The organism is Pantoea sp. 1.19 (genome assembly GCF_001922585.1).
Classification (GTDB): domain Bacteria; phylum Pseudomonadota; class Gammaproteobacteria; order Enterobacterales; family Enterobacteriaceae; genus 1-19.
The window spans coordinates 57,822-78,589 of sequence record NZ_MRBS01000001.1 but is presented as its reverse complement, the minus strand read 5'-3'; the positions used below and the strand labels follow the sequence as shown (position 1 = coordinate 78,589).

Sequence of the window (20,768 nt, the reverse complement as noted above, 5' to 3'; positions counted from 1 at the left end):
TATTAGCGGATATTATTCTGTACGCGCGGGGTGCCCAACAGGGGGGTAAGTAAAACGTTTATAGCGGCGAAAGGCAAGGCGGGATCGGTAAAGCAGTGGCTTATTGTGAATAAAACAACAAACCCAGTGTATATCACTATTTATTCCCCGGATGGTACCCGATGATATGTACAGCGGGTCATCTGCTGGTGACTATTTTGCCCGGATTGGGCGGATTATCTGCCCGGCGGGCGCCTGTTAGCGCCCGCGTAAACACAGGATGACACTCAGCGGCACCTTAATGCCATACGGCCTCCGCCACCTCCACCACCCGGCGGATCTTCTGCCACTGCTGGTCTTCACTCAGGCTGTTGCCCTCCTCCGTCGAGGCAAAACCGCACTGCGGGCTCAGGCAGAGCTGTTCAGGGCGCACATACTGCGCCGCTTCGGCCAGCCGCTGGCGCAGGCTCTCCGCGGACTCCAGCTCGCCGGTTTTAGTGGTCACCAGCCCCAGGACGACCTGTTGATGACCGGGGCGCACAAAGCGCAGCGGCTCAAAGCCGCCCGAGCGCGCATTATCGTACTCGAGATAAAACGCATCCACGTTCACGCTGCCAAACAGCACTTCCGCGACCGGTTCGTAGCCCCCTTCGGCAATCCAGGTTGAGCGGAAATTACCGCGGCAGACGTGTAGCCCAATCGTCATATCGGCCGGCTTATCCGCCAGCGCCTGATTCAGCACCCGGGCATAGGTGGCGGCCAGCTTCTGCGGATCGTCACCCCGCTCGCGCATCTGCCGGCACTGATCCGCCGAACAGAGATACGCCCAGACGGTATCATCCAGCTGAAGATAGCGACAGCCGGCGGCGTAAAAGGCATGGATCGCCTCGCGCCAGGTCGCAGCAAGATCGTCAAAGTAGGCACTCAAATCCGGATAGACACTGGCATCGATCGCCCCGCGCCCCCCGCGAAAATGCAGCACGCTCGGGCTGGGGATGGTCATCTTGGCGACCGCATCGCCGCGCAGCGCATCGAGGAAGCGAAAGTCAGCCAGCATGGGATGGTTGGCGAAGCCCAGCTTCCCTACCACCCGCACCGACTGCGCCCGCGTCTGCACGCCGTTAAACTGAATCCCCTGCTCTGCCTCATAGCGCTCAACGCCCTGCAGCCCGTCGAAAAAGTCAAAATGCCACCAGGCGCGACGAAATTCGCCGTCGGTAACCACCGCCAGGCCACAGGCGCGCTGTTTCGCCACCAGGTCGCGAATCGCCCGATCTTCGACGGCGCGCAGCGCCGCGGCGTCAATTTCACCGGCCTGAAAGCGGGCGCGCGCCTGCTTAATGGCGGCGGGCCGTAAAAAACTGCCCACGGTATCGGCGCGGAACGGCGGGGTAAGGTGTGGCATGGCGTGGCTCCTGCACGGGCGGTGACAGTCTCGTTCGGACATCATCACCGGTTGTCATTATTCAGCCATCTGGATGGCTATGCTTGACTGACAGGTTCGCACGAGCGCCGGTCAACGGCAAACGAAGAATACTCAGCGGCGATGAAAAAAATTCACTCCTCCGCCAGCCCCGCGGCGGCCCGCGCTTCCCGGCGCTGCGTCGCGGAGAGCGGCAGGTAGCCCGCACGGCGCACGTCCGCCTGCCCCTGCGCCGACAGCACCAGCGAAACAAACGCGGCGGTCAGCGGCGGAAGCGGCTGACCGGGCGCTTTATTCACGTACAGCCACAGCGGACGGGAAAAGGGGTAGCGACCGCTGCGGATGGCTTCTTCGCCCGGCGGCACCGGCGGCTCGCCCGGACGGCCAATCGCCAGCAACCGCACGCCGCTATGGCCAAAGCCGGCGCTGGCATAGCCAATGCCATTGACGTCGCGCGCCACCGCCTGCACTACCGCCGCCGAGCCGGGAAATTCCGCCACATCGCGGCGAAAATCCCCCTCGCAGAGCGCCTGTTGTTTAAAATAGCCCCAGGTACCGGAAGCGGAGTTACGCCCGTAGCGGACAATGCTGCGCTGCTGCCAGGCGGGGTTGGGTAACAGTTCGCCCCAGTCGCGCGGCGCGGCGCCCTCACCGCAGCGGCGGGTCACTGAGAACAGTGCGTCCAGCCGATCGGTGGTCAGTGCGGTCAGCGGATTATCCTGGTTGACCACCACCGTCAGCGCGTCCATGGCCACCGGTATCGCCAGCGGCGGATAGCCATAGCGGGCGACAAACAGCCGGCGCTCACTCTCCTGCATCGGCCGGCTCATGGCGCCCAGCTGAGCGGACCCCGCCGCCAGCGCCACCGGCGCCGTCGAGGAGCCCGCCGCCTGGACCTGCACATTGACACCCGGCTGCTGGCGGTTAAAGCGGTCGCCCCACAGGGCCATCAGGTTCCCCAGCGTATCGGAACCAACGCTGGTCAGGTTGCCAACCAGCGGCGCAGCGGCCAGGGCGCTCTGCGTCAGCAGGCAGAGCGCCAGGCCCCATCGGTATGTTGTCATCACAGGGATCCGTTATTGTTCACCGCGCTTATTCTCCGCCAGCATGGGGGCGACGAGCAAGCGCGCGGGCAGCGTGAAGCTAAAGCGCGTGGCAACGCCGGGCTCACTGGCGATCTCCAGCCGCGCGCCGTGGTGGCCAAGCGCGTGCTTCACGATGGCCAGCCCCAGTCCACTGCCGCCGGTCTGCCGCGAGCGCGCCCGATCAACGCGATAAAAACGTTCGGTCAGGCGCGGCAAATGCTCCGCCGCAATGCCCGGGCCGTTATCCTCCACGCTGAAGGCCGCCCCCTGGCGCTGGCGCTGCCAGCCCACCACAATCCGGGTGCCCGCCGGCGTATGGTTCACGGCGTTGTACACCAGATTGGAAACGGCGCTGCGGAGCTGCTCCTCATTTCCCAACACCCTCAGCTGCGCATCGCAGTCGAATTGCAGCACGTGGCGTCCCTGGCTGAGGGTCTCCGCCTCGCGCTGCAGCACCCGCAGCATCATCGGCATATCCACCGTCTGATGCAGATCCAGCGCGGGCGCCGCTTCAATACGCGACAGGGTCAGTAGCTGCCCGACCAGGCTATCCATTCGCCGGGTCTGTTCGCGCATCGTCGCCAGCGCTTTTTCACGCATCGGCCCGGCCGGCATGTCATCCTGCATCATCTCGAGGTAGCCCTGCAGTACGGTCAGGGGCGTGCGCAGCTCGTGGCTGACGTTGGCAAAAAAGTGACGCCGCGCGCCCTCCAGCTGATGCTTATCGGTGACGTCGCGGGCCACCATCAGCCACTGCCCCTCACTGTAGGGCATGATACGGAACTCCAGATGGCGCTGGTTATTCAGCACCAGAGTCAGCGCCTGCGAGAAGTCCCGGCGGGACAACCACTGACTGAACTCCGGATAGCGCAGCAGATTAAGGATGTTTTGTCCGTTGTCTTCCGGCCAGCGCAGGCCAAGATGCTGCTGGGCGAGCCCGTTACACCAGAAGATAGTGCCCTCTTCGGTGGTCAACACCACCGCATCGGGAAGTGACTCGGCGCCGCTGCGAAAGCGTTTAATCAGATGGCTTAACTCACGCCGCCGGCGCCGGTTGCGCAGCTGCATCTGGTACAGCCCGTAAAACAGCGGCTCCCAGCTGGCGCGGCCGGCCGGCGGCGTCATGGCGCGGTCGACCCACAGCCAGTGCGACAGGATCAGCAGATTCCAGCAGTGCCAGCCCAGCACCGCCAGTACGGATAGCAGTAAAAACCACGGCAGCCCGCCGACCATCAGCCCGAGCAGCAGCGCCGGCAGGCAGGCCAACAGTAATTCGGTGAGCAGTCTCTTCCAGGAGAGGCGTTCCAGCACGGTAAACTCCCTGCGGCACGGATCGGCGTCCGCCCGGGGAAGCGTAGCTGATCCCCGGACAGGCGAGATTAAAAACGGGCGGAGAAGCGGTAACCGGTCCCGCGAACTGTCTGTACCATGCGGTCGTGTCCGGCCACCTCCAGCGCTTTGCGCAGGCGACGAATATGCACGTCCACGGTGCGGTCTTCCACATACACGTTAGTGCCCCAGACGTGATTGAGCAACTGTTCGCGGCTGTAGACGCGCTCGGGGTGGGTCATAAAAAAGTGCAGCAGCTTATATTCGGTCGGCCCCATCTCCAGCGGCGTCTCGCCGGACATCACCCGGTGCGACGAGGGATCAAGTTTCAGCCCCTGCATTTCTATCACCTCTTCCACCGCCATGGGCGAAATGCGACGCAGTACGGCTTTAATGCGCGCCACCAGCTCTTTGGGGGAAAACGGCTTGGTAATGTAGTCGTCGGCTCCTACCTCCAGCCCGCGGACGCGATCCTCTTCTTCACCGCGCGCCGTCAGCATCAACACCGGAATATCGCGGGTCAGCGCCTCCCGCTTCAGATGCCTGATAAACTGTATCCCGGAACCGCCGGGCAGCATCCAGTCGAGCAAAATCAGATCGGGCCACGGTTCGATCAGCGCGGTCACCGCGCTGTCGTAATCCCCGGCTTCTATCGGCTGATAATCGTTCTGCTCCAGCACGTAACACAGCATTTCACGGATGGGGGCTTCATCTTCAACCACCAAAATGCGCTTCGCCATTTTGACTCCTGCAGGGGTGACCTCAGGTCACGAGTGATGTGCGCTGGCATTATGCGTCAGTTTTGTGACACTTTTATGATAAACCCATCGCCAGAGCAAGCGTCGGAAATCCCCCCCGGCATCGGGAAAAGTCTTTATACTGCCCCGGTAGCAGGGAACCGCAGACGGGAGAGCTATGCGCATCATTCACACCTCGGACTGGCACCTTGGCCAGTTTTTTTACACCCGCAGCCGCGCCGCCGAGCACCGCGCCTTTTTCCGCTGGCTGATTGCCGCCGTCGAACAGCATCAGGTAGATGCCTTGATCGTCGCCGGTGACATCTTTGATACCGCGTCGCCGCCAAGCTACGCCCGCGAGCTGTATAACCAGTTCGTCGTCGATCTGCACGCCACCGGCTGCCAGCTGGTTATCCTCGCCGGCAACCACGACTCGGTCGCCACCCTCAACGAATCGCGCGAGCTGCTGGCGCAGCTGAACACCCGGGTGATTGCCGCGGCGACGGAAGCGGTCACCGGGCAGGTCATCACCCTGACGCAGCGCGACGGCACGCCGGGCGCGCTGCTGTGCGCCATCCCCTTTTTGCGACCGCGCGACATTCAGTTCAGCCAGGCCGGTCAGTCCGGCCGCGACAAGCAGCGCGATCTGCTGACGGCGATTCGTGACCACTACCAGCGCTGTTGGCAGACCGCCTGTGAGCGCCGCGAAGCCGCCGGACTGGAGGTACCGATCATCGCTACCGGCCACCTGACCGCGCTGGGCGTGACGCCGGGTGACGCGGTGCGCGACATCTATATAGGTACCCTGGATGCCTTTCCGGCCCAGGCCTTTCCACCGGCGGACTATATCGCACTGGGCCATATTCATCGCGCGCAGCAGGTGGCCGGTAATCCGCGCATTCGCTATAGCGGGTCGCCGATTCCGCTGAGTTTTGATGAGCTCGGCAAGCCCAAAAGTGTGGTACTGCTGACGATGGAGGGGCCAGAGATCGGTCAGATCGACACCCTGAGCATTCCCTGCTTTCAGCCGATGGCGATGCTCAGCGGCTCGCTGGAGGAGGTTGAGGCTCAGCTGGCGGCGCTGCCGGACAATCCCGGGGGGCAGCCCACCTGGCTGGATATTGAAGTCAGCGCCAGCGCCTGGCTGAGCGATGTACAGCGGCGAATCGAAGCGATGACCGCCGACCGCCCGGTCGAGGTGCTCCTGCTGCGCCGCCGCCGCGAGCAAAGCGGTGTTGCCCTGCGCGGCGAGGCAAACGAAACGCTGGCGGAGCTGCAGGTCGGGGAGGTGTTTGCCCGCCGCCTGGCCCAGGAGAGCGATCTGGACGGCCCGCAGCGCGCGCGCCTGCAGGCGCTGTTTAACGCCACGCTAAGCGCCATAGATGAGGAGCCTCCGCGGTGAGAATTTTGTCTTTACGGTTTAAGAACCTCAACGCCCTGCGCGGAGAGTGGCAAATCGACTTTCGCGAGGCGCCCTTCTCCGGCAGCGGCCTGTTCGCCATTACCGGCCCCACCGGAGCGGGTAAGACGACCCTGCTTGACGCCATCTGTCTGGCGCTCTATCACGAGACGCCGCGCCTCGGGGGCCTGTCACAAAGCAGCAACGAGCTGATGACCCGCGGCTGCGGCGACTGCCATGCGGAAGTAGAATTCGAAGTTAAAGGCGAAGCCTGGCGCGCTTTCTGGAGCCAAACCCGGGCGCGCGGCAGCGGTAGCGGTAAACTGCAGCCACCGCGCGTTGAGCTGGCGCGGGTCGACGACAACCGCATCGTGGCCGACAAAGTCAAAGAGAAGCTGGAGCGAATGGAGGCGATCACCGGACTCAACTTCAGCCGCTTCACCAAGTCCATGATGCTGTCGCAGGGCCAGTTTGCCGCCTTCCTTAACGCCCGCGCCAACGAGCGCGCCGAACTGCTGGAGCAGATCACCGGTACCGATATCTACAGCCGCCTGTCGGTGGCGGTCTATGAACAGCATAAGCAGGCGCAGGCGGCGCTGGCGCAGCAGCGGGCGCAGGCCGCCAGCATGGCGCTGCTGGATAACGCGGCGCGCGATGTGCTGATTACCCGGCAGCAGCAGCTGGACGCGGATGAGCAAGCACTTACTCAGCAGATTAGCACGCTGGCGGAACAGCGCCACTGGCGGCAGCAGTTCGCCGCGCTGACCGAAGCAGAACGGGCGGCACAGCAGGCACTGGCGGCCGCCAGGCAGGCCGAAGCGGACGCGGCCGACGACCGCGAACGGCTGCAGCAAGCCGAGCCCGCCCGGGCACTGCAGCCGCTGTGGCAGCAGCAGCAGCAGCGCCAGCAAGAGCTGGCAGAGCTGACGCAGCGTCGTCAGCAGGAGGAAGCCCGGCTCAGTGCGGCCCGCGCAGAACGCGAAGCGCTGTGTCGCCTGATCGACGAGCGGCAGCAGGCGCGGCTGCAGGCTCTCCAGCAGCAACGCGAAACGGAAACGCTGCTGGTTGAACAGATCCAGCCGCTGGATCTGCAGCTGGCGCAGTGGGAACAGCAGCTTAGCGCGCTGCGGTCGTCACACGCGGCGCTGCAGCAGGCCCTCACTGAAGGTGAGCAAGCGCTTACCGCAAAACGAGAGATGCAGCAGCAGACGGCGCAACGTCTGGCCGGGCTGCAGCAGTGGCACAACCAGCACGCGGCGGTGGCCGACTGGGGCAGCCTGCTACCCAGCTGGCGTATCAGCCTGACCCACCTGGCGGAGCAAGAGCGCGCCCTGCATCACGGCGACGGTCAGCAGGCCGCTCTGCAACAGACGCTGGCCGGACAGACGCAGCAGCTGGCCGAGCTGGCCCGCCAGCAGGCGCCACTGGCGCAGCAGGTGAGTGAGTGCCAACAGCACTGCGATGCCGCAGCGCAGGAGCTGGTGCGCCTCAACGACCGCCACGATGAATCCACCCTGCGTCAGCAGCTGGCCGCGGCCGATCGCCTGGCAGCACAGCGACAGCAGCTGGCCGCGCTGCTGCCGCAGCTGGAACAGGGGCAGCAGCAGCAGCAGGAACTGACGCACACCCTGCAGCGGCTCACCGCGCAGCAGAACGCGCTCACGCCGCAGCTCAGCGCCGTACGTCTGCAGTATCAGGAAAAGCAGCAGCATGAAAAAGATCTGCACCAGCGGTTAACGCTGGAGCGGCGCATCGTTGATTTAGCGACGCACCGCGCGCAGCTGGTCGCCGGCGAACCCTGCCCGCTGTGCGGCGCCTGTGAACATCCGGCGGTTGAGGCCTATCAGGCGCTGAGTCTGGATGAGCCGGAGCAGCGTCTGGAACGTCTGCGCCAGGAGCTTCAGCAGCTGTATGAACAGGGCACCACCCTGAAGGGGCAGCTTCAGGTTATTGAACAGCAGCGTCAGGAGACCGGGCAGGCGTTAACCGCCCTGCAGACTCGCCGCCAGGCGTGGGCCGACCGCTGGCAGTCGCTGCAGAGCGCGCTGGCGCTCCCCTGGGACACCCGCGCGCTCTGCGAAACCGCCGCATGGCTGGCCGAACAGGAGCACAGCATTAGCCAGCAGCGGCAGCAGCTGGCTGAGCGAGAGGCCGCCCAGCGTCATGCCCAGCAGCAACACGCGCGGCTGGCGGAGGCCAGCCAGGCCCTGCAGGCTCTGCAGCAGCAGCAGGCGCTGCTCGGTCAGCGCCATGAGCAAACGCAGCAACAGGCCGATAGCGCGGCGCGCGAGCAGGCGGCCCGGCAGCAGCAGCTTGCAGAGCAGCGCCGCGAACTGGACGCCGGACTGGTCCCCCTGTCGCTCACCCGCCCCGACAGCGCCGACGCCGACGCCTGGCTGGCGGCGCGCCAGGCGATGTGGCAGCAGTGGCAGCAGCAGAGTCAGGTACGGGAGACGCTGAACGCCGAACAGCAGCAGCGGCTGCAGGCCATCGCCCCGCTGGAGGCCTCACAGAACGAGCGCCGGCTGCAGGCTGAGAAGCTGCAGCACGAGTGTGAGCATCTGCAGCAGCAGCATGACGCGCTGCGCGCCCGCCGCCGCGCACTGTTCGGCGATCGTCAGGCCAGCGCGGAGCGGGCCGAACGGGATCGGCAGCTGCAGGCGGCTGAAGCGGCGCTGCAGGACGCGCAGCAGCGCGGCCAGCAGGCCGACGCCGACGTGGCGCGCTTGCAGGGGCAGCAGCAGTCGCTGAGCGCGCAGATCCAGGCGCTGGAGCAGCGCCTGAGCGACGACACCGCCGCCTTTCAGCAGGCGCTGGCGCACAGCCCGTTTGCCGACCGGGACGCGTTTCTGGCCGCATTGCTGGATGACGCGCGCCTGCGCGCGCTGCAGCAGGCGGAGCAGACGCGGCGCGACCAGTTACAGCAGCAGAATCTGCGCTGGCAGCACGCCCGCCAGGCGCTGGATGTACATCAACAGGCGGCGGGGAAAAATGATGCCGATCCCGCCGCGCTGGCCAGCCGGCTGAACGAGCTGGAGCAGCAGCGACGCGACAACCGCCTGCAGCAGGGGCACCTTCAGCAGCAGCTCAGCAGCGACGCCGCCCAGCGCTCGGCGCAGCAGCGCTTGCTGACGGACATCGCCGCCGCCGAGGCCGCCCAAACCGACTGGGATCGACTCAACCAGCTGATTGGCTCCGCCAGCGGCGATAAGTTTCGCAAATTTGCGCAGGGGTTAACGCTGCAGCAGCTGGTTCACCACGCCAACGCCCAGCTGCAGCGGCTGCACGGCCGCTATCTGCTGCAGCGCGACGCTCTGGAGGGGCTGGAGCTGCGGATTGTCGACACCTGGCAGGCCGACAGCCAGCGCGATACCCGCACCCTGTCCGGCGGTGAGAGTTTTCTGGTCAGTCTGGCGCTGGCGCTGGCGCTCTCCGAGCTGGTCAGTGATAAAACCCGGATCGACTCGCTATTCCTCGACGAAGGCTTCGGCACGCTGGACGCCGATACGCTCGACGTGGCGCTGGATGCGCTGGATGCGCTAAACGCCAGCGGCAAGACCATCGGTATCATCAGCCACGTGGAAGCGCTGAAAGAGCGCGTGCCGGTGCAAATCCGCGTGCGCAAACAAAATGGCCTCGGCTTTAGCCGGCTGGAGATCTGATAGCGACGCGCAGAACCGCGTCCGGGCGTGTGCAACCCCGGGCGCAATTCGCTATCATGCGCGCACGCTCAACCGCCCGTAAGGAAACCGCATGCTTTGGTTCAAAAATTTGATGGTCTATCGCCTGAATCGCGATCTGCCCCTTTCCGCTGACGAGCTGGAAAAACAGCTGGCGGCGTTTGCGTTTACCCCCTGCGGATCGCAGGACATGAGCAAAACCGGTTGGGTTTCGCCCATCGGCCCGCGCAGCGATGCCCTGACCCATGAAAGCCAGGGGCAGCTGATGATTTGCGCCCGTAAAGAGGAAAAAATCCTGCCTTCGCCGGTGATCAAGCAGGCGCTGGAGGCCAAAATCCAGAAGCTGGAGGCGGAGCAGAGCCGCAAGCTGAAAAAAACCGAAAAAGACGCGCTGAAAGATGAAGTGCTGCACAGCCTGCTGCCGCGCGCCTTCAGCCGCTTCAGTCAGACCAGCCTGTGGATCGACACCCAGCGCGGGCTGATCATGGTCGACTGCGCCAGTGCGAAAAAAGCGGAAGATACGCTGGCGCTGCTGCGCAAAAGCATCGGCTCGCTGCCGGTGGTACCACTGACGCTGGAAAGCCCGATTGAGCTCACCCTGACGGAGTGGGTGCGCTCCGGCGAACTGCCGGCGGGCTTTACCCTGCTGGATGAAGCGGAGTTGAAAGCGATCCTCGAGGACGGCGGCGTGATCCGCTGTAAAAAACAGGATCTGGTGTGCGATGAGATTGCCACGCATATTGAGGCCGGTAAGCTGGTCACTAAGCTGGCGCTGGACTGGCGCGAGCGCATCCAGTTCGTACTGGCCGATGACGGTTCGCTGAAGCGTCTGAAATTTGCCGATGCGCTGCGCGAGCAGAACGACGACATTGAGCGGGAAGACGTGAGCGGGCGTTTTGACGCAGACTTTACGCTAATGACCGGAGAACTGGCGGGGCTGATTGCGGAGACCGTCAGCGCGCTGGGCGGTGAGGCGCCGCGCTAACGCCACACGGGCGGCCGGCGGCCGCCCGTGCTGCGCCCACCGTCAGAGATAGCGACAGAGATAGGCGCTGGGTTCCGCCACCTGCAGATAAAACTCGCTGTGGCCGGGTACGTGAAACACCTCACCCACCTCATACCATTTCCAGTCGGTTTCGCCCGGCAGCAGCACTTTCAGGCTGCCGCTCACCACGGTCATCTCTTCCGGCTGGCCGGTACCAAAGGTGTACTCTCCCACGCCCATCACGCCAACGCTGGCGCGACCGGCAGAATCGTTTTCAAATCCAATCGACTTCACTTTTCCGTCAAAATACTCGTTGACATTGAGCATGTATTTTCCTCAAGAATCAGTCAGTTATTCAGGACCACACGGTGGCACCCGCGGAATCAGTGTAGTGCCAGATTCCCCGCGCTGTCACGCACTATTACCGCCGCTCAGGCAGCCACTTCATGCGCCAGACTGAGCAACATCTCGGTGGTGAGCAGCACCGGAATGCCGAGCAGCGCCTGCAGGCGCGCACGGTGCCGCGGCGTAAAGCCGGGACAATCTATTACGATCGCCTCCGCGCCCTGCTCCTGCAGCGCCAGTCCGGCATCATACAACCCGTTATCGTCCGACTGCCACGGACAGGCAGCGGCAAAACAGGGCGGCGACGGGGTGTTTTGCCAGCGCTTGCGCTGCGCCGGGATCAGCGCTTCATCCGGCAGCAGGATCCCGCCTTTTCGCCCGCCGAGAATCCCGGTCATCAGCGTCGGCAGCAGGCGGCCGGCATCCATCAACACCGCATGCGCGGCGGTGAGCGGCGGCATCTCCGGGCTGTAACAGAGCACAATGCTCTCGACGCCCTGCGCTTCCAACTGATTGATCTTCTGCTGAAACGCGTGCTGCAGGCGCGAGAGTGACAGCCAGACCCGCTCGCCGGGCGGCAAGCGCAGCATGATTGCCGCCTCTTCCGGTTCAGCAGCAAAAGCGGCCAGGATTTGCGGTGTGCTCATCCCGTCCAGAATCCCCACTTGCGCAACGCGAGCTGGGTCATCTGGCGGCGTCAGGGCCTGGAACGGGTTGTAGCACGCGGGGCCGGTGGTGAGCACCACCAGTGAAGGAGTCATCATTTACGGTATCGCCCTGGTTAAATCGATCTGCGCCGCACGCGACAGCAGATACGTCACGCACCGCCCGCAGGCGGTGCACTGGTTCCCGGTCCCGCCGGTTACGCCTTATCGCTATCTTCGTAGCGCGCTTTGGCATCTTCGGCCTCGTGGCGATCGGGATGCTCACTGATCAGGGTATCAGGACGGGGATGATCGGCACGCAGTTGATACCAGGTTTCCGTGGTTCCTGCGTGGCCTTTTTCAACTTCTACAATGTGCGCCGTGCGCGGATAGGGAGGTTTGCCCGCCATAGTGTGTCCTCGTGGTCATGATCAACAAAGTGTTAAGTGTAGACCATCACCCGCGGCGACTATCGGCGTTAGCTGGCGCAGGCCAGCGACAGCCGCTCACGCACCTGCGCCACCACCTGCTCTGGCGGCTGCATAGCATCCACCACCAAGTGCGCCGTCTGGCGATACAGCGCTTCGCGTTCGCGGACAATTTGGCGCATCTCTTCCGCGATCGGCCGCCCGGTCAGCGTGGGGCGCTGCCCCTCTTCAGGCCACGCCGTCAGCCGCGCCGCCAACACCTCCGCATCGGCCGCCAGCCAGATCACTTTGCCCTGCTCGCGCATAAAACGGCGGTTATGTAACGCCAGCACCATGCCGCCACCCGTCGCGATCACCGTGTCCGGCTGGCTGACCGCCACCAGCGCCGTACTCTCGCGGTGGCGAAACCCTTCCCAGCCCTCTTCGGCCACGACATCCGCGACGCTCTTTTGCGTCATCTGCTGCAGGTGGTGATCGGTATCGCGAAAGGCATAACCCAGCGCGTTAGCCAGCGCATGGCCCACGGTCGTTTTGCCGCAGCCGCGGGCGCCGATCAGGAACAGGGGAGGCATCATGGCGAAAGGTCCTTGGCACACGGGTGCCACAGCATCAGTTCAACGGGTGCGAAACATCATACCGAGAAATAGTTTGCCGAGCCACCAGTAAGGAATATTTTACAACACCGTTTTAACACCAAAAAATATTCCCCTGGTTAATCAAGGAGCAAAGACAAAAAAGCGCGGAAAAACATGAGTCGTAAAGCTTAATTTACACCTGTTGCAGCGAGCAACATTTGCTTACGACGCGCTATTTTACTTTCGCCGCAGGCGGCCCAATATCTTGCGCATCAGCCTAAACAATGAGGTGCACGATGCAAAACGAAGAGCAGCGTTTAATAGAAGGCCTGTTTACCCGTCTGGAGCAGGCCGAACGTCAGTCCCCCCCGCGCGACCCTGCGGCGGCGGAGCTGATTCGCACGCGTATTTCCCGCCAGCCTGACGCCCCCTACTACATGGCGCAGGCCCTGCTGATTCAGGAAGCGGCCATGAAGCAGCTCAACCAGCGCGTCAGCGAGCTGGAAACCGCGCTGGCCAGCGCGCGCCAGTCGCCCCCGGCGCAGAGCGGCGGCTTCCTCGCCGGACTGTTTGGCGGCGGCCAGCGCGGTGCGCCGACGCCACCACCGGCCCCCGCCGCCGCGCCGGCGTGGAACGCCCAGCCCTCCGGCGCTGCCGCGCCCGCCAGCCGCGGCAGCGGTTTTCTCGGCGGTGCGCTACAAACGGCGGTCGGCGTCGCCGGCGGCGTGGTGATGGCCGATATGCTCACCGGCCTGTTCCACCACGCCCAGCCGCAGGAGATCGTCAACATCATCGAGGAACCGGCGTCACAAATGGATGCACCGCTGAACGATACTCAGGACAGCAGCTTTCTGCAGGATGCCAGCTGGCAGCCAGACGCGCGCGGCGACGTCAGCGAAGCGAACGGATTTGACGACGCGACGGGATTTGACGACGCGACGGGATTCGACGACGACAGTTTTATCTAGCCCCGCTGCGCGCGGCCGCGCAGCCACTTCTCCAGCTCATTGGCGAACTGCTGCCGGTCGCGCTGGCTGAGTGCGGCAGGGCCGCCGGTCTGTACGCCGCTGGCCCGCAGCGTATCCATAAAATCGCGCAGGGTCAGCCGCTCGCGGATGGTCGCGTCGGTATAGCGTTCCCCACGCGGGTTGAGCGCCACCGCGCCCTTCTCCATGACCTCGGCCGCCAGCGGAATGTCGCCGGTGATCACCAGATCGCCGGCCGCCACCCGGCGCACAATCTCGTTGTCCGCCACGTCAAACCCGGCGGCTACCCGCAGCGTCCGAATGAACCGCGATGCCGGAACGCTTAGCGACTGATTCGCCACCAGCGTCATCTGCACCTGCTCGCGCTCCGCCGCGCGGTACAGTACGTCTTTTATCACTTTCGGACAGGCGTCCGCATCGACCCAAATCGCCATGCCGGGGCTCTCCTTTCGCTATTCAGGCGGGCACGCTACCACATTGTCAGCCACTTTACTGCCCCCCAGCCCCTGAGCGCACGGACAAAGCTGCAATTCGGCGGCAAATTCCGTAAGCTGGTAGCACTTTTCTATCCCCACGCAGAGAGACAAGATGGACAAAAAAATCGGTTTTATTGGCGGTGGAAACATGGCGAAAGCCATTATTGGTGGCCTGGTCGCAGGCGGCGTGGTCCCGGCGAGCAACCTCTGGATCTATGACCATAAGGTGGCGACGAATCAGGCGCTGCAGCAGCAACATGGTATCCAACCTGGCGATAGCGCCAGTCAGGTCGCCCGCGAGGCCGACATCTTATTCGTGGCGGTAAAGCCGAACGCGGTACTGAAAGTGTTGAAGGAAATCACTGGCGATCTGAACAGCGACACCGTGGTGGTCTCCATTGCGGCGGGCGTCACGCTGGAGTCGCTGGCCGAAGTGCTGGGGCATGATCGCAAAATCGTGCGGGTGATGCCCAATACCCCGGCGCTGGTTAACGAAGGTATGACCTCCGTGACGCCTAACGTGCTGGTCGATCAGAGCGAATGTGACGAAATCGTCGCCATTTTTCGCAGCTTTGGCCGGGCAGAGATCGTACCCGAGTATTTAATCCACGCGGTGGTGGGGGTCAGCGGATCGGCTCCGGCCTACGTATTTATGCTGATTGAGGCGATGGCCGACGCCGCCGTGCTTGGCGGAATGCCGCGCGCACAGGCCTATCAGTTTGCGGCGCAGGCGGTAAAAGGCGCGGCGCAGATGGTACTGCAAAGCGGCGAGCACCCGGGCGTGCTGAAAGACAGCGTCTGCTCGCCGGGGGGTACCACCATAGAAGCGGTGCGGGTACTGGAGCAGAAAGGCTTTCGCTCGGCGGCCATGGAAGCGATCAGCCAGTGCATGAGCAAATCGGAGCAGATGAGCCGTCACTGAGGCAGGATCAGGCGGGATCGCTCCCGCCTGGGATGTCAGAAGAACACGCTCGGCACAATGATCGCCGCAAAAATGGCGACAATCAGCGAATGCTTCACCCAGTAATAGAGGGTGCGATTGCGTTTTTTCAGGTTTTGCCCGGCATCGCGCACGCTGTTAACGTATTTAAAAATGCGGTTAATGAAGCCGGTGCGGTCGTTCTCATCATTCGGCGAACTGGCCGCCGACATCAGCGTAGCGCCCACCCAGTGGTTCACCGCCTGCGCCCAGCGCCACTTCATGGGTCGCTCAATATCGCAGAAAAAGATAATTCGCGTCTGTTCGGTGTCGTTTTGCGCCCAGTGCACATAGGTTTCATCAAATAGCACGGCTTCACCGTCGCGCCAGCTGTGACGCACGCCGTCCACTTCAATAAAGCAGCGGTCATCATTCGGCGTGGCTAAGCCAAGATGGTAGCGTACCGACCCGGCATAGGGGTCACGGTGTTTACCAAGATGGCTGCCGGCCGGCAGCTCGGCAAACATCGCCGCCTTAATGGTCGGGATTTGGCTAACCAGCTCGGTGGTGAACGGGCAGAGCTCGCGCGCGGAAGGGTGCGCATCGCCGTACCACTTCAGATAGAAGCGTTTCCAGCCGCGTTTGAAAAAGGTATTAAATCCGGCATCGTTATTGCCCTGCGCGGCCTTAATATGATCCTGCAAGCGCACCGCTTCGTCACGAATCGTTTCCCAGTTATCGGTAATTTTTTGCAGTTCGGGGAAAGCCTGATTATCGAAGAAAGGCTGTTTTGGCGGCAGCGTTGACAGGCCGGTCATAAACATATTAATCGGCGCCATAAACGTGGAGTGGTCAAAGAGCTGACGGGAAAACTTTTGCTTTTCTCTGCCCCGGGAGTGCGCATACCACACGCTAAGGATAAAAATACCAATAATGATCGCAGCGACCATAAAACGATTCCTTTTGTCAGTTTAACCTTCACGCCTGCATCCCGTAGCGCAACGCACATTACGCGGCGCGGATCAGGGCGCCAAAATTGTAGATAAGCATGACTAAATAGTTTGGCAACAAATGCGCTAGGCCACCTCGGTGCGATTGCGTCCGCGCTCTTTTGCCCGGTACAGCGCCACGTCGGCCGCCTTAAGCCAGGCGCGGTGATGCGGCATCGCTGCCGCCCAGGGCGCGACGCCGACGCTTATCCGTAACCCCCGGCCCTGCAGCGCGGGCAGCGGATGCTCCGCCAGATTATCCCGCAGACGGTCAATCGCCAGCAGGGCGCTGGCGGCACTGGTTTCCGGCATGATCACCGCAAACTCATCGACGCCAAAACGGCCAATCACATCGCTGGCCCGCAGCGTCAGACGCAGCTCTTCAGTCATGACTAAGATGGCCTCATCTCCGCCATCGTGGCCGAATGTATCATTAATTTGCTTAAAGTGATCAATATCAATGATCGCCAGCGTGGCCATCCGCTGATAGCGCAGGCAATTATCATACTCATTACGCAGCAAATGTTCCCAGTGCCGGCGATTATAGATACCGGTCATCCCGTCATGGGTGCTGATTTCCAACAGCCGGTTACGCTGCTGCGCCAGCTTGTTCGCGGTCTGCCAGGTGATCTGCCCAAGGACAATTGGATAGATAATCAGCATCGGCAGGCAGGCCCAGACAACCTCCGGTGAAGAGACCGGCTGCAGCGCCGGCCGCACCAGAAGCCAGCCGATCAGCGCGCCCAGCGCCAGGCTAGCGGCCCCCAGCGTAAAAAAGCGGACGCCCCCGGCGGCAACATTATTCATACTCATCATTGCGAAGATCAGCGCCGAGGGCAGCGGATTGAATCCCATCACGGCTATCCATCCGCCGCCGGCCAGGCCGTCAAACAGCAGATTTTGCTGCTCTGCCCGCAGCGGATCCTTTGCATACCACGCCCGCGCCAGCGCCAGATGCGGCCAGAGCCAGCCGTTAATCAGCAGCGCACCCCATAGCCAGCCCGCATCGTCAGTCTGCGGTAACGCCACGTACACACAGCCGCTGCCCAGGGCAAGGCCCAGCGTTCGCGGCAGCCAGACCCGGCGTGCAAAACGCTGCCCCGAGCGCCGGGTCGTTTCAGACGGCGCAGCGCTCGCCGTGAAGCCAAACCTCATCCGTTCGCTGGTGCCTGGCCGTTATTCTTCAGGCAGGCGCTCATAAAGGTTTTTCGCGCGTCGCCGGTGAGCATCTGTTCGGTCGCCTGAACATTACAGGTCTTCATCCGCATTTGCTGCGGCGTCAGCCCTTTCTCTTCCGGTGCACGCTTTTTCAGGCACTGGCTCATCCAGCTTTTACGCGCCTCTCCTGTTAACGCCTGCGCGCTGGCCTGCTGGTTACACACCGTCATTTTCTGCTGTTGAGGGGTTGTTTCCGCCGCCTGCAGCGGCGCGCCGCAGAGCAGCAGCGCCATGCCGCTGGCAATAAGATAACGTGTCATCACTCTCTCCTGTTTGCCTGACTGAGAAACCGGGCCGCGGGACACCGCGCCCATGCCCTGTAAGCCTGGCAGGTTTTTAGCGTTCAGACAGCCCGCGGCAAACTCGCCGCGGCGCAGGTTACCGCCCCCATCAGCGACGCGGATGCACCAGTAATTTTTGGACGTAGCCGGCCAGCAGGCGGGCATCGTGACGGGCAATAGGGGCATCCTGCGTGGCCACGGCCATCGCGGCGCTCACCTGCCGGGTCAGCTGGTTAAGGGTTTCCTCATCCAGATGACGGAGCATGGCGGTAACGACAATCTCCAGCGCCTCCACTTGCGCGACCAGCTCTTTGGATTCATCTTCTTTTTCTGCCAGCTTAACCAGTAGTTCTGCAATCAGATTTTTCATTGGCAGCTCTCAGTTTTACACTGCAGGAGGGAAACAAACGTTAACACTCTCTTTTCCCCATTGGAAAGAGCCTGATCAGAATATTCTCAGTTGCTTGCGCACTGAACGCTCGCCACCCCGTGAATCACACACTATATTGTGCGCACGATCACAGCAGACGGCAGGATGCCCGTCAGATAGCCTGGACGTCGCCACATCTGTGCGGCATAAAAAGAGGAGTTGTCATGATTGAACTGTTTAAAGCCGTGGGGCTGGGCCTGGTGGTACTGCTGCCGCTGGCCAACCCGCTAACCACCGTCGCGTTATTTTTGGGCATGGCGGGCGATATGGACCAGGCCACCCGCGCCAAACAGTCTTTTCAGGCCTCGCTGTACGTCGTGCTGATCATGCTGGTCTCGTTCTACGCCGGCAATCTGGTGATGAATACCTTTGGTATCTCGATACCCGGTTTGCGGATGGCCGGCGGCCTGATCGTCGCCTTTATCGGTTTTCGCATGCTGTTTCCCCAGGCCCCGGCCGGACACTCACTCGAGGCGGCGCATAAACAGGACGAACTCAGTGCCCGCGAGGAGGTCAATATTGCCTTCGTTCCGCTGGCGATGCCCAGCACCGCCGGGCCGGGCACCATTGCCATGATCATCAGCACCGCGTCCACCATGCACAACAGCACGGCCTTTGCCCCCTGGGTGTTGGCGGTCGCACCGGTGATCACTTTTGTCAGCATAGGCATCATCCTGTGGCTCTGCCTGCGCAGCTCCGGCACCATCATGCGCTGGATAGGGAAAGGCGGCATTGAGGCTATCTCCCGACTGATGGGCTTTTTGCTGGTGTGTATGGGCGTGCAATTCATCATCAACGGCGTACTGGAAGTGATCAAAAGCTACCCCGCCTAGCAAGCCTGATCGGTTGGCGATCGCCGTAATTATTTCTGATTGTTACTGGCAAGACCCGCCCCCCGATCTACAGTTAATACATCCGGATCATTGCCGCGACGACGCGGCTTTCCTGCGCATACGCGCTCCCCATGGCAATACTGAGACGGCGTCATCCCCGGACGCAGGCGGACAGGTTTTCTCTGGAGGTCACTGTGGTCATACCCCATTACGATACCGCGCGTGAGATTGCTGACTATTTTAACAGCCCGGCCTTCCGCCCACCGCAGACGGCAGAAATGCTGGCGGTGATCATGCAGGAACTGATGCAGCGCGGGGAGCCGGCCACCGATCAGGCCATGATTGCCAGCGTCCTGAAACGGCTGGAGCGGGAGGTGGACGCCGCCACCCTGCGCGGCTATCGCGCACTGCTGGCGCAGCTACTGCGCCAGCAGCAGGATTAAGGTAATGCCGCGGAAACCGCCGGTGGCGACGCCACGGGCATCACGGCCACTTTGCCGCTGTGGCGCTGCCATAAGCAGAGCTCTCGCCCGGCGCGAGCCGGGGTTGACGCGTGCGGATCGCCCGCGGTCAGCAGCAGCGCCGACCAGCCAACAGCGTCGTCAAACGGCATGATGGTACTGTCCACCCGGGGAGCGCGCAGCGCGCTGGCCTGCAGGCAGGCCGTCACCATCTGGTGATCTGCGCTGCGCCACGCCTGCGGTGTACTGGCCGTTGCCAGCCCAACCCACAAGCAGAGGCAGGACACTCCCCCTCGCCATGCTGTCATCATCGCTCCCGTCCCGCCCGGTGGTTAACCGCAGTATACGCGGGTGATCGTATTGGATTTATCCGCCATAAAATTCAGGCGATTGAGGTTGAAGTCCATGGTCACCGCGGCGTTCCACGGAATGGCCCGCACCGGTTGTGCAAAGCGCTCTGCCGCCACCGCGCTGAGCGGCTGGCCGACAAACTGTTGATAGCGGGACGCCTGGCAGCGATCCAGCGCCGGATCGACCGCCTCGCTCCCCTGATGCGTCCCCGTCTGGCAGGCCGTCAGCAGCAGTACTGCCGCGGTGATAGCCCCTTTGCTCAACATCGTCATCTGCTTCTCCTTGCGTTTACGTATTGCCCACCCTCAGGGTAACAGATTTGGGCGGCAGGAAACGGGCGCCGGACAAAAACGTGAGCACACAGCATTGCCGGCACCGTCAGCGCGCGAAAGCTATGCGACGCTAACGGCCTCACCGCCAGGGAAGATCGCACAGTCATGGCCATTATGCTGTTAATCATCAGTGCTTTTTTACTCACTCTGCTAGCCCTCGCGCTACGCTAAAGGCCGTCGTTCGCCCGTAAATTGCGCACGCAGTAGTTGTGCCGGCGCAACAATCTGGTCAGACCACACGAAAAGCTCACGGCAAAGTTATACAAATCGATATTTTTTGTATAACTTTATCTGGCGATTTATCTCGCCAACTTGTAACGAATCGGTGCATTGCATCGCCTCTGTAGGTGTTGACTGGATTTCCACCTGCAGAGGCTTTTTTTTTATCCGCGTTGAGGACGCCGTATGCAGCCAGACAGCCCGCAGCAACTTCAGGCGATCGCCGCCCTGCTACACAGCCCCGACACCGGTCACCGCAGCGAAACCGATACGCTGGGCGCCATTGTCATTCATATTCTGCAGGCCGGACAGCAGGTCAATAATCAAGCCATCATTTGCCATCTGCTGCAGAACATGGCAACGGAAAGTGATGTGGTGCAGCTGGATATCTACCGCAGCGCCCTGGAGTTTGTGGTACACCGCACCCTCGACGATCGCCCCGGTTGATCCCCGCACGGGGCGTCAGGTGAGTGAAGCGAAAACCAGCGAAGCGGCCCACGCCAGCAGGGCAGCCGACAACACCAGCAGAGAAACACCGATCGCGCTCGCGGTATGACAGGACATTTTTTTCAGCATAAGTGGCTCCGGCTAAACGGTTTTCCCACAGTATATGTAAACCCTCCCGGTTAGCAGGGTAAAGAGTCTGAAAATGTGCGTTACCCCC

General features: G+C 62.4%; 23 protein-coding genes. 8 read left to right on the top strand and 15 right to left on the bottom strand.

Annotated elements, in window-relative coordinates; genetic code table 11:
* Nucleotides 1–277: 277 nt before the first annotated feature.
* The 4 genes from BS626_RS00415 to phoB form a co-directional block, all read right to left on the bottom strand.
* Nucleotides 278–1,384 (bottom strand): cobalamin-independent methionine synthase II family protein, encoded by a 1,107-nt coding sequence (locus BS626_RS00415; RefSeq protein WP_075180438.1) that lies wholly within the window; start codon nucleotides 1,382–1,384, stop codon nucleotides 278–280.
* A 152-nt stretch (nucleotides 1,385–1,536) separates the two neighbouring features.
* On the bottom strand, nucleotides 1,537–2,466 hold the full coding sequence (locus BS626_RS00410) for a PstS family phosphate ABC transporter substrate-binding protein (RefSeq protein ID WP_075180437.1): 930 nt from the start codon (nucleotides 2,464–2,466) through the stop codon (nucleotides 1,537–1,539).
* A 12-nt stretch (nucleotides 2,467–2,478) separates the two neighbouring features.
* Nucleotides 2,479–3,798 (bottom strand): phosphate regulon sensor histidine kinase PhoR, encoded by a 1,320-nt coding sequence (gene phoR / locus BS626_RS00405; RefSeq protein WP_075180436.1) that lies wholly within the window; start codon nucleotides 3,796–3,798, stop codon nucleotides 2,479–2,481.
* A gap of 68 nt (nucleotides 3,799–3,866) precedes the next feature.
* Nucleotides 3,867–4,556 carry a phosphate response regulator transcription factor PhoB gene (gene phoB / locus BS626_RS00400; RefSeq protein ID WP_075180435.1) on the bottom strand — a complete coding sequence of 230 codons (690 nt, stop codon included), beginning with the start codon at nucleotides 4,554–4,556 and terminating at the stop codon, nucleotides 3,867–3,869.
* Between the two features lie 175 nt (nucleotides 4,557–4,731).
* On the opposite strand from phoB, the gene sbcD reads away from it, so the two are divergent.
* The 3 genes from sbcD (at nucleotide 4,732) to rdgC (ending at nucleotide 10,617) form a co-directional block, all read left to right on the top strand.
* Entirely contained in the window at nucleotides 4,732–5,955 is a 1,224-nt protein-coding gene (gene sbcD / locus BS626_RS00395; RefSeq protein WP_075180434.1) for an exonuclease subunit SbcD, read from the top strand.
* Nucleotides 5,952–9,614, top strand: a complete 3,663-nt coding sequence (locus BS626_RS00390) for an AAA family ATPase (protein WP_075180433.1) — start codon at nucleotides 5,952–5,954, stop codon at nucleotides 9,612–9,614. Before sbcD ends, BS626_RS00390 begins: the two co-directional genes overlap by 4 nt.
* 91 nt (nucleotides 9,615–9,705) lie before the next feature.
* Complete coding sequence (rdgC, locus tag BS626_RS00385) at nucleotides 9,706–10,617, top strand: recombination-associated protein RdgC (RefSeq protein ID WP_075180432.1); 912 nt, start codon at nucleotides 9,706–9,708, stop codon at nucleotides 10,615–10,617.
* 42 nt (nucleotides 10,618–10,659) lie between these two features.
* Here rdgC and ppnP read toward each other — a convergent pair whose 3' ends face one another.
* The 4 genes from ppnP to aroL form a co-directional block, all read right to left on the bottom strand.
* Complete coding sequence (gene ppnP / locus BS626_RS00380; protein WP_075180431.1) at nucleotides 10,660–10,944, bottom strand: pyrimidine/purine nucleoside phosphorylase; 285 nt, start codon at nucleotides 10,942–10,944, stop codon at nucleotides 10,660–10,662.
* Between the two features lie 104 nt (nucleotides 10,945–11,048).
* Nucleotides 11,049–11,726 carry an AroM family protein gene (locus tag BS626_RS00375; protein ID WP_075180430.1) on the bottom strand — a complete coding sequence of 226 codons (678 nt, stop codon included), beginning with the start codon at nucleotides 11,724–11,726 and terminating at the stop codon, nucleotides 11,049–11,051.
* Between the two features lie 98 nt (nucleotides 11,727–11,824).
* Nucleotides 11,825–12,016, bottom strand: coding sequence for a hypothetical protein (locus tag BS626_RS00370; protein ID WP_075180429.1), 192 nt, complete (start codon nucleotides 12,014–12,016; stop codon nucleotides 11,825–11,827).
* Between the two features lie 68 nt (nucleotides 12,017–12,084).
* Complete coding sequence (gene aroL / locus BS626_RS00365; RefSeq protein WP_075180428.1) at nucleotides 12,085–12,609, bottom strand: shikimate kinase AroL; 525 nt, start codon at nucleotides 12,607–12,609, stop codon at nucleotides 12,085–12,087.
* 296 nt (nucleotides 12,610–12,905) lie between these two features.
* Here aroL and BS626_RS00360 point away from each other — a divergent pair, with 296 nt between their 5' ends.
* Nucleotides 12,906–13,577 (top strand): DUF2076 domain-containing protein, encoded by a 672-nt coding sequence (locus tag BS626_RS00360; RefSeq protein WP_075180427.1) that lies wholly within the window; start codon nucleotides 12,906–12,908, stop codon nucleotides 13,575–13,577.
* Here BS626_RS00360 and BS626_RS00355 read toward each other — a convergent pair.
* Nucleotides 13,574–14,029, bottom strand: coding sequence for a YaiI/YqxD family protein (locus BS626_RS00355; RefSeq protein WP_075180426.1), 456 nt, complete (start codon nucleotides 14,027–14,029; stop codon nucleotides 13,574–13,576). The genes BS626_RS00360 and BS626_RS00355 overlap by 4 nt on opposite strands.
* Before the next feature lie 154 nt (nucleotides 14,030–14,183).
* On the opposite strand from BS626_RS00355, the gene proC reads away from it, so the two are divergent.
* Entirely contained in the window at nucleotides 14,184–14,993 is an 810-nt protein-coding gene (gene proC, locus BS626_RS00350) for a pyrroline-5-carboxylate reductase (protein WP_075180425.1), read from the top strand.
* Between the two features lie 35 nt (nucleotides 14,994–15,028).
* Here proC and lpxO read toward each other — a convergent pair whose 3' ends face one another.
* The 4 genes from lpxO to iraP all read right to left on the bottom strand — a co-directional run bounded on the left by lpxO (nucleotide 15,029) and on the right by iraP (nucleotide 17,848).
* Complete coding sequence (gene lpxO, locus BS626_RS00345) at nucleotides 15,029–15,940, bottom strand: lipid A hydroxylase LpxO (protein ID WP_075180424.1); 912 nt, start codon at nucleotides 15,938–15,940, stop codon at nucleotides 15,029–15,031.
* 126 nt (nucleotides 15,941–16,066) lie between these two features.
* Nucleotides 16,067–17,134 carry a diguanylate cyclase AdrA gene (gene adrA / locus BS626_RS00340; protein WP_075180423.1) on the bottom strand — a complete coding sequence of 356 codons (1,068 nt, stop codon included), beginning with the start codon at nucleotides 17,132–17,134 and terminating at the stop codon, nucleotides 16,067–16,069.
* Nucleotides 17,131–17,430, bottom strand: a complete 300-nt coding sequence (locus BS626_RS00335) for a PsiF family protein (RefSeq protein WP_240494254.1) — start codon at nucleotides 17,428–17,430, stop codon at nucleotides 17,131–17,133. The genes adrA and BS626_RS00335 overlap by 4 nt, the downstream gene beginning before the upstream one ends.
* Before the next feature lie 157 nt (nucleotides 17,431–17,587).
* Entirely contained in the window at nucleotides 17,588–17,848 is a 261-nt protein-coding gene (iraP, locus tag BS626_RS00330; RefSeq protein ID WP_075180421.1) for an anti-adapter protein IraP, read from the bottom strand.
* A 224-nt stretch (nucleotides 17,849–18,072) separates the two neighbouring features.
* Between iraP and BS626_RS00325 the strand changes: the two genes are divergently transcribed.
* Together BS626_RS00325 and BS626_RS00320 are read left to right on the top strand one after the other, a co-directional pair.
* Nucleotides 18,073–18,741, top strand: coding sequence for a MarC family NAAT transporter (locus tag BS626_RS00325; RefSeq protein ID WP_075180420.1), 669 nt, complete (start codon nucleotides 18,073–18,075; stop codon nucleotides 18,739–18,741).
* A 194-nt stretch (nucleotides 18,742–18,935) separates the two neighbouring features.
* Nucleotides 18,936–19,184, top strand: coding sequence for a biofilm development regulator YmgB/AriR family protein (locus BS626_RS00320; protein WP_075180419.1), 249 nt, complete (start codon nucleotides 18,936–18,938; stop codon nucleotides 19,182–19,184).
* Here the strand turns inward: BS626_RS00320 and BS626_RS00315 are convergent.
* Both BS626_RS00315 and BS626_RS00310 read right to left on the bottom strand, forming a co-directional pair.
* Complete coding sequence (locus tag BS626_RS00315; RefSeq protein WP_139308731.1) at nucleotides 19,181–19,510, bottom strand: hypothetical protein; 330 nt, start codon at nucleotides 19,508–19,510, stop codon at nucleotides 19,181–19,183. The two genes, BS626_RS00320 and BS626_RS00315, sit on opposite strands and share 4 nt — an antisense overlap.
* A 24-nt stretch (nucleotides 19,511–19,534) precedes the next feature.
* Nucleotides 19,535–19,825: an I78 family peptidase inhibitor gene (locus BS626_RS00310; protein ID WP_075180417.1), complete on the bottom strand. Its 291-nt coding sequence runs from the start codon at nucleotides 19,823–19,825 to the stop codon at nucleotides 19,535–19,537.
* A 465-nt stretch (nucleotides 19,826–20,290) separates the two neighbouring features.
* On the opposite strand from BS626_RS00310, the gene BS626_RS00305 reads away from it, so the two are divergent.
* On the top strand, nucleotides 20,291–20,551 hold the full coding sequence (locus BS626_RS00305) for a biofilm development regulator YmgB/AriR family protein (protein ID WP_075180416.1): 261 nt from the start codon (nucleotides 20,291–20,293) through the stop codon (nucleotides 20,549–20,551).
* The last annotated feature ends 217 nt before the right edge of the window (nucleotides 20,552–20,768 follow it).

Excerpts from the sequence above, each read along its gene's own strand:
- proC (WP_075180425.1), top strand. The coding sequence starts at position 14,184 with ATGGACAAAAAAATCGGTTTTATTGGCGGTGGAAACATGGCGAAAGCC.
- rdgC (WP_075180432.1), top strand. The coding sequence starts at position 9,706 with ATGCTTTGGTTCAAAAATTTGATGGTCTATCGCCTGAATCGCGATCTG.
- BS626_RS00335 (WP_240494254.1), bottom strand. The coding sequence starts at position 17,430 with ATGGCGCTGCTGCTCTGCGGCGCGCCGCTGCAGGCGGCGGAAACAACC.
- sbcD (WP_075180434.1), top strand. The coding sequence starts at position 4,732 with ATGCGCATCATTCACACCTCGGACTGGCACCTTGGCCAGTTTTTTTAC.
- phoB (WP_075180435.1), bottom strand. The coding sequence starts at position 4,556 with ATGGCGAAGCGCATTTTGGTGGTTGAAGATGAAGCCCCCATCCGTGAA.
- BS626_RS00410 (WP_075180437.1), bottom strand. The coding sequence starts at position 2,466 with ATGACAACATACCGATGGGGCCTGGCGCTCTGCCTGCTGACGCAGAGC.
- BS626_RS00305 (WP_075180416.1), top strand. The coding sequence starts at position 20,291 with ATGCAGCCAGACAGCCCGCAGCAACTTCAGGCGATCGCCGCCCTGCTA.
- BS626_RS00325 (WP_075180420.1), top strand. The coding sequence starts at position 18,073 with ATGATTGAACTGTTTAAAGCCGTGGGGCTGGGCCTGGTGGTACTGCTG.
- BS626_RS00310 (WP_075180417.1), bottom strand. The coding sequence starts at position 19,825 with ATGACGATGTTGAGCAAAGGGGCTATCACCGCGGCAGTACTGCTGCTG.
- BS626_RS00360 (WP_075180427.1), top strand. The coding sequence starts at position 12,906 with ATGCAAAACGAAGAGCAGCGTTTAATAGAAGGCCTGTTTACCCGTCTG.
- ppnP (WP_075180431.1), bottom strand. The coding sequence starts at position 10,944 with ATGCTCAATGTCAACGAGTATTTTGACGGAAAAGTGAAGTCGATTGGA.
- BS626_RS00415 (WP_075180438.1), bottom strand. The coding sequence starts at position 1,384 with ATGCCACACCTTACCCCGCCGTTCCGCGCCGATACCGTGGGCAGTTTT.
- aroL (WP_075180428.1), bottom strand. The coding sequence starts at position 12,609 with ATGATGCCTCCCCTGTTCCTGATCGGCGCCCGCGGCTGCGGCAAAACG.
- BS626_RS00375 (WP_075180430.1), bottom strand. The coding sequence starts at position 11,726 with ATGATGACTCCTTCACTGGTGGTGCTCACCACCGGCCCCGCGTGCTAC.
- iraP (WP_075180421.1), bottom strand. The coding sequence starts at position 17,848 with ATGAAAAATCTGATTGCAGAACTACTGGTTAAGCTGGCAGAAAAAGAA.
- BS626_RS00315 (WP_139308731.1), bottom strand. The coding sequence starts at position 19,510 with ATGACAGCATGGCGAGGGGGAGTGTCCTGCCTCTGCTTGTGGGTTGGG.
- BS626_RS00355 (WP_075180426.1), bottom strand. The coding sequence starts at position 14,029 with ATGGCGATTTGGGTCGATGCGGACGCCTGTCCGAAAGTGATAAAAGAC.
- BS626_RS00370 (WP_075180429.1), bottom strand. The coding sequence starts at position 12,016 with ATGGCGGGCAAACCTCCCTATCCGCGCACGGCGCACATTGTAGAAGTT.
- adrA (WP_075180423.1), bottom strand. The coding sequence starts at position 17,134 with ATGAGGTTTGGCTTCACGGCGAGCGCTGCGCCGTCTGAAACGACCCGG.
- lpxO (WP_075180424.1), bottom strand. The coding sequence starts at position 15,940 with ATGGTCGCTGCGATCATTATTGGTATTTTTATCCTTAGCGTGTGGTAT.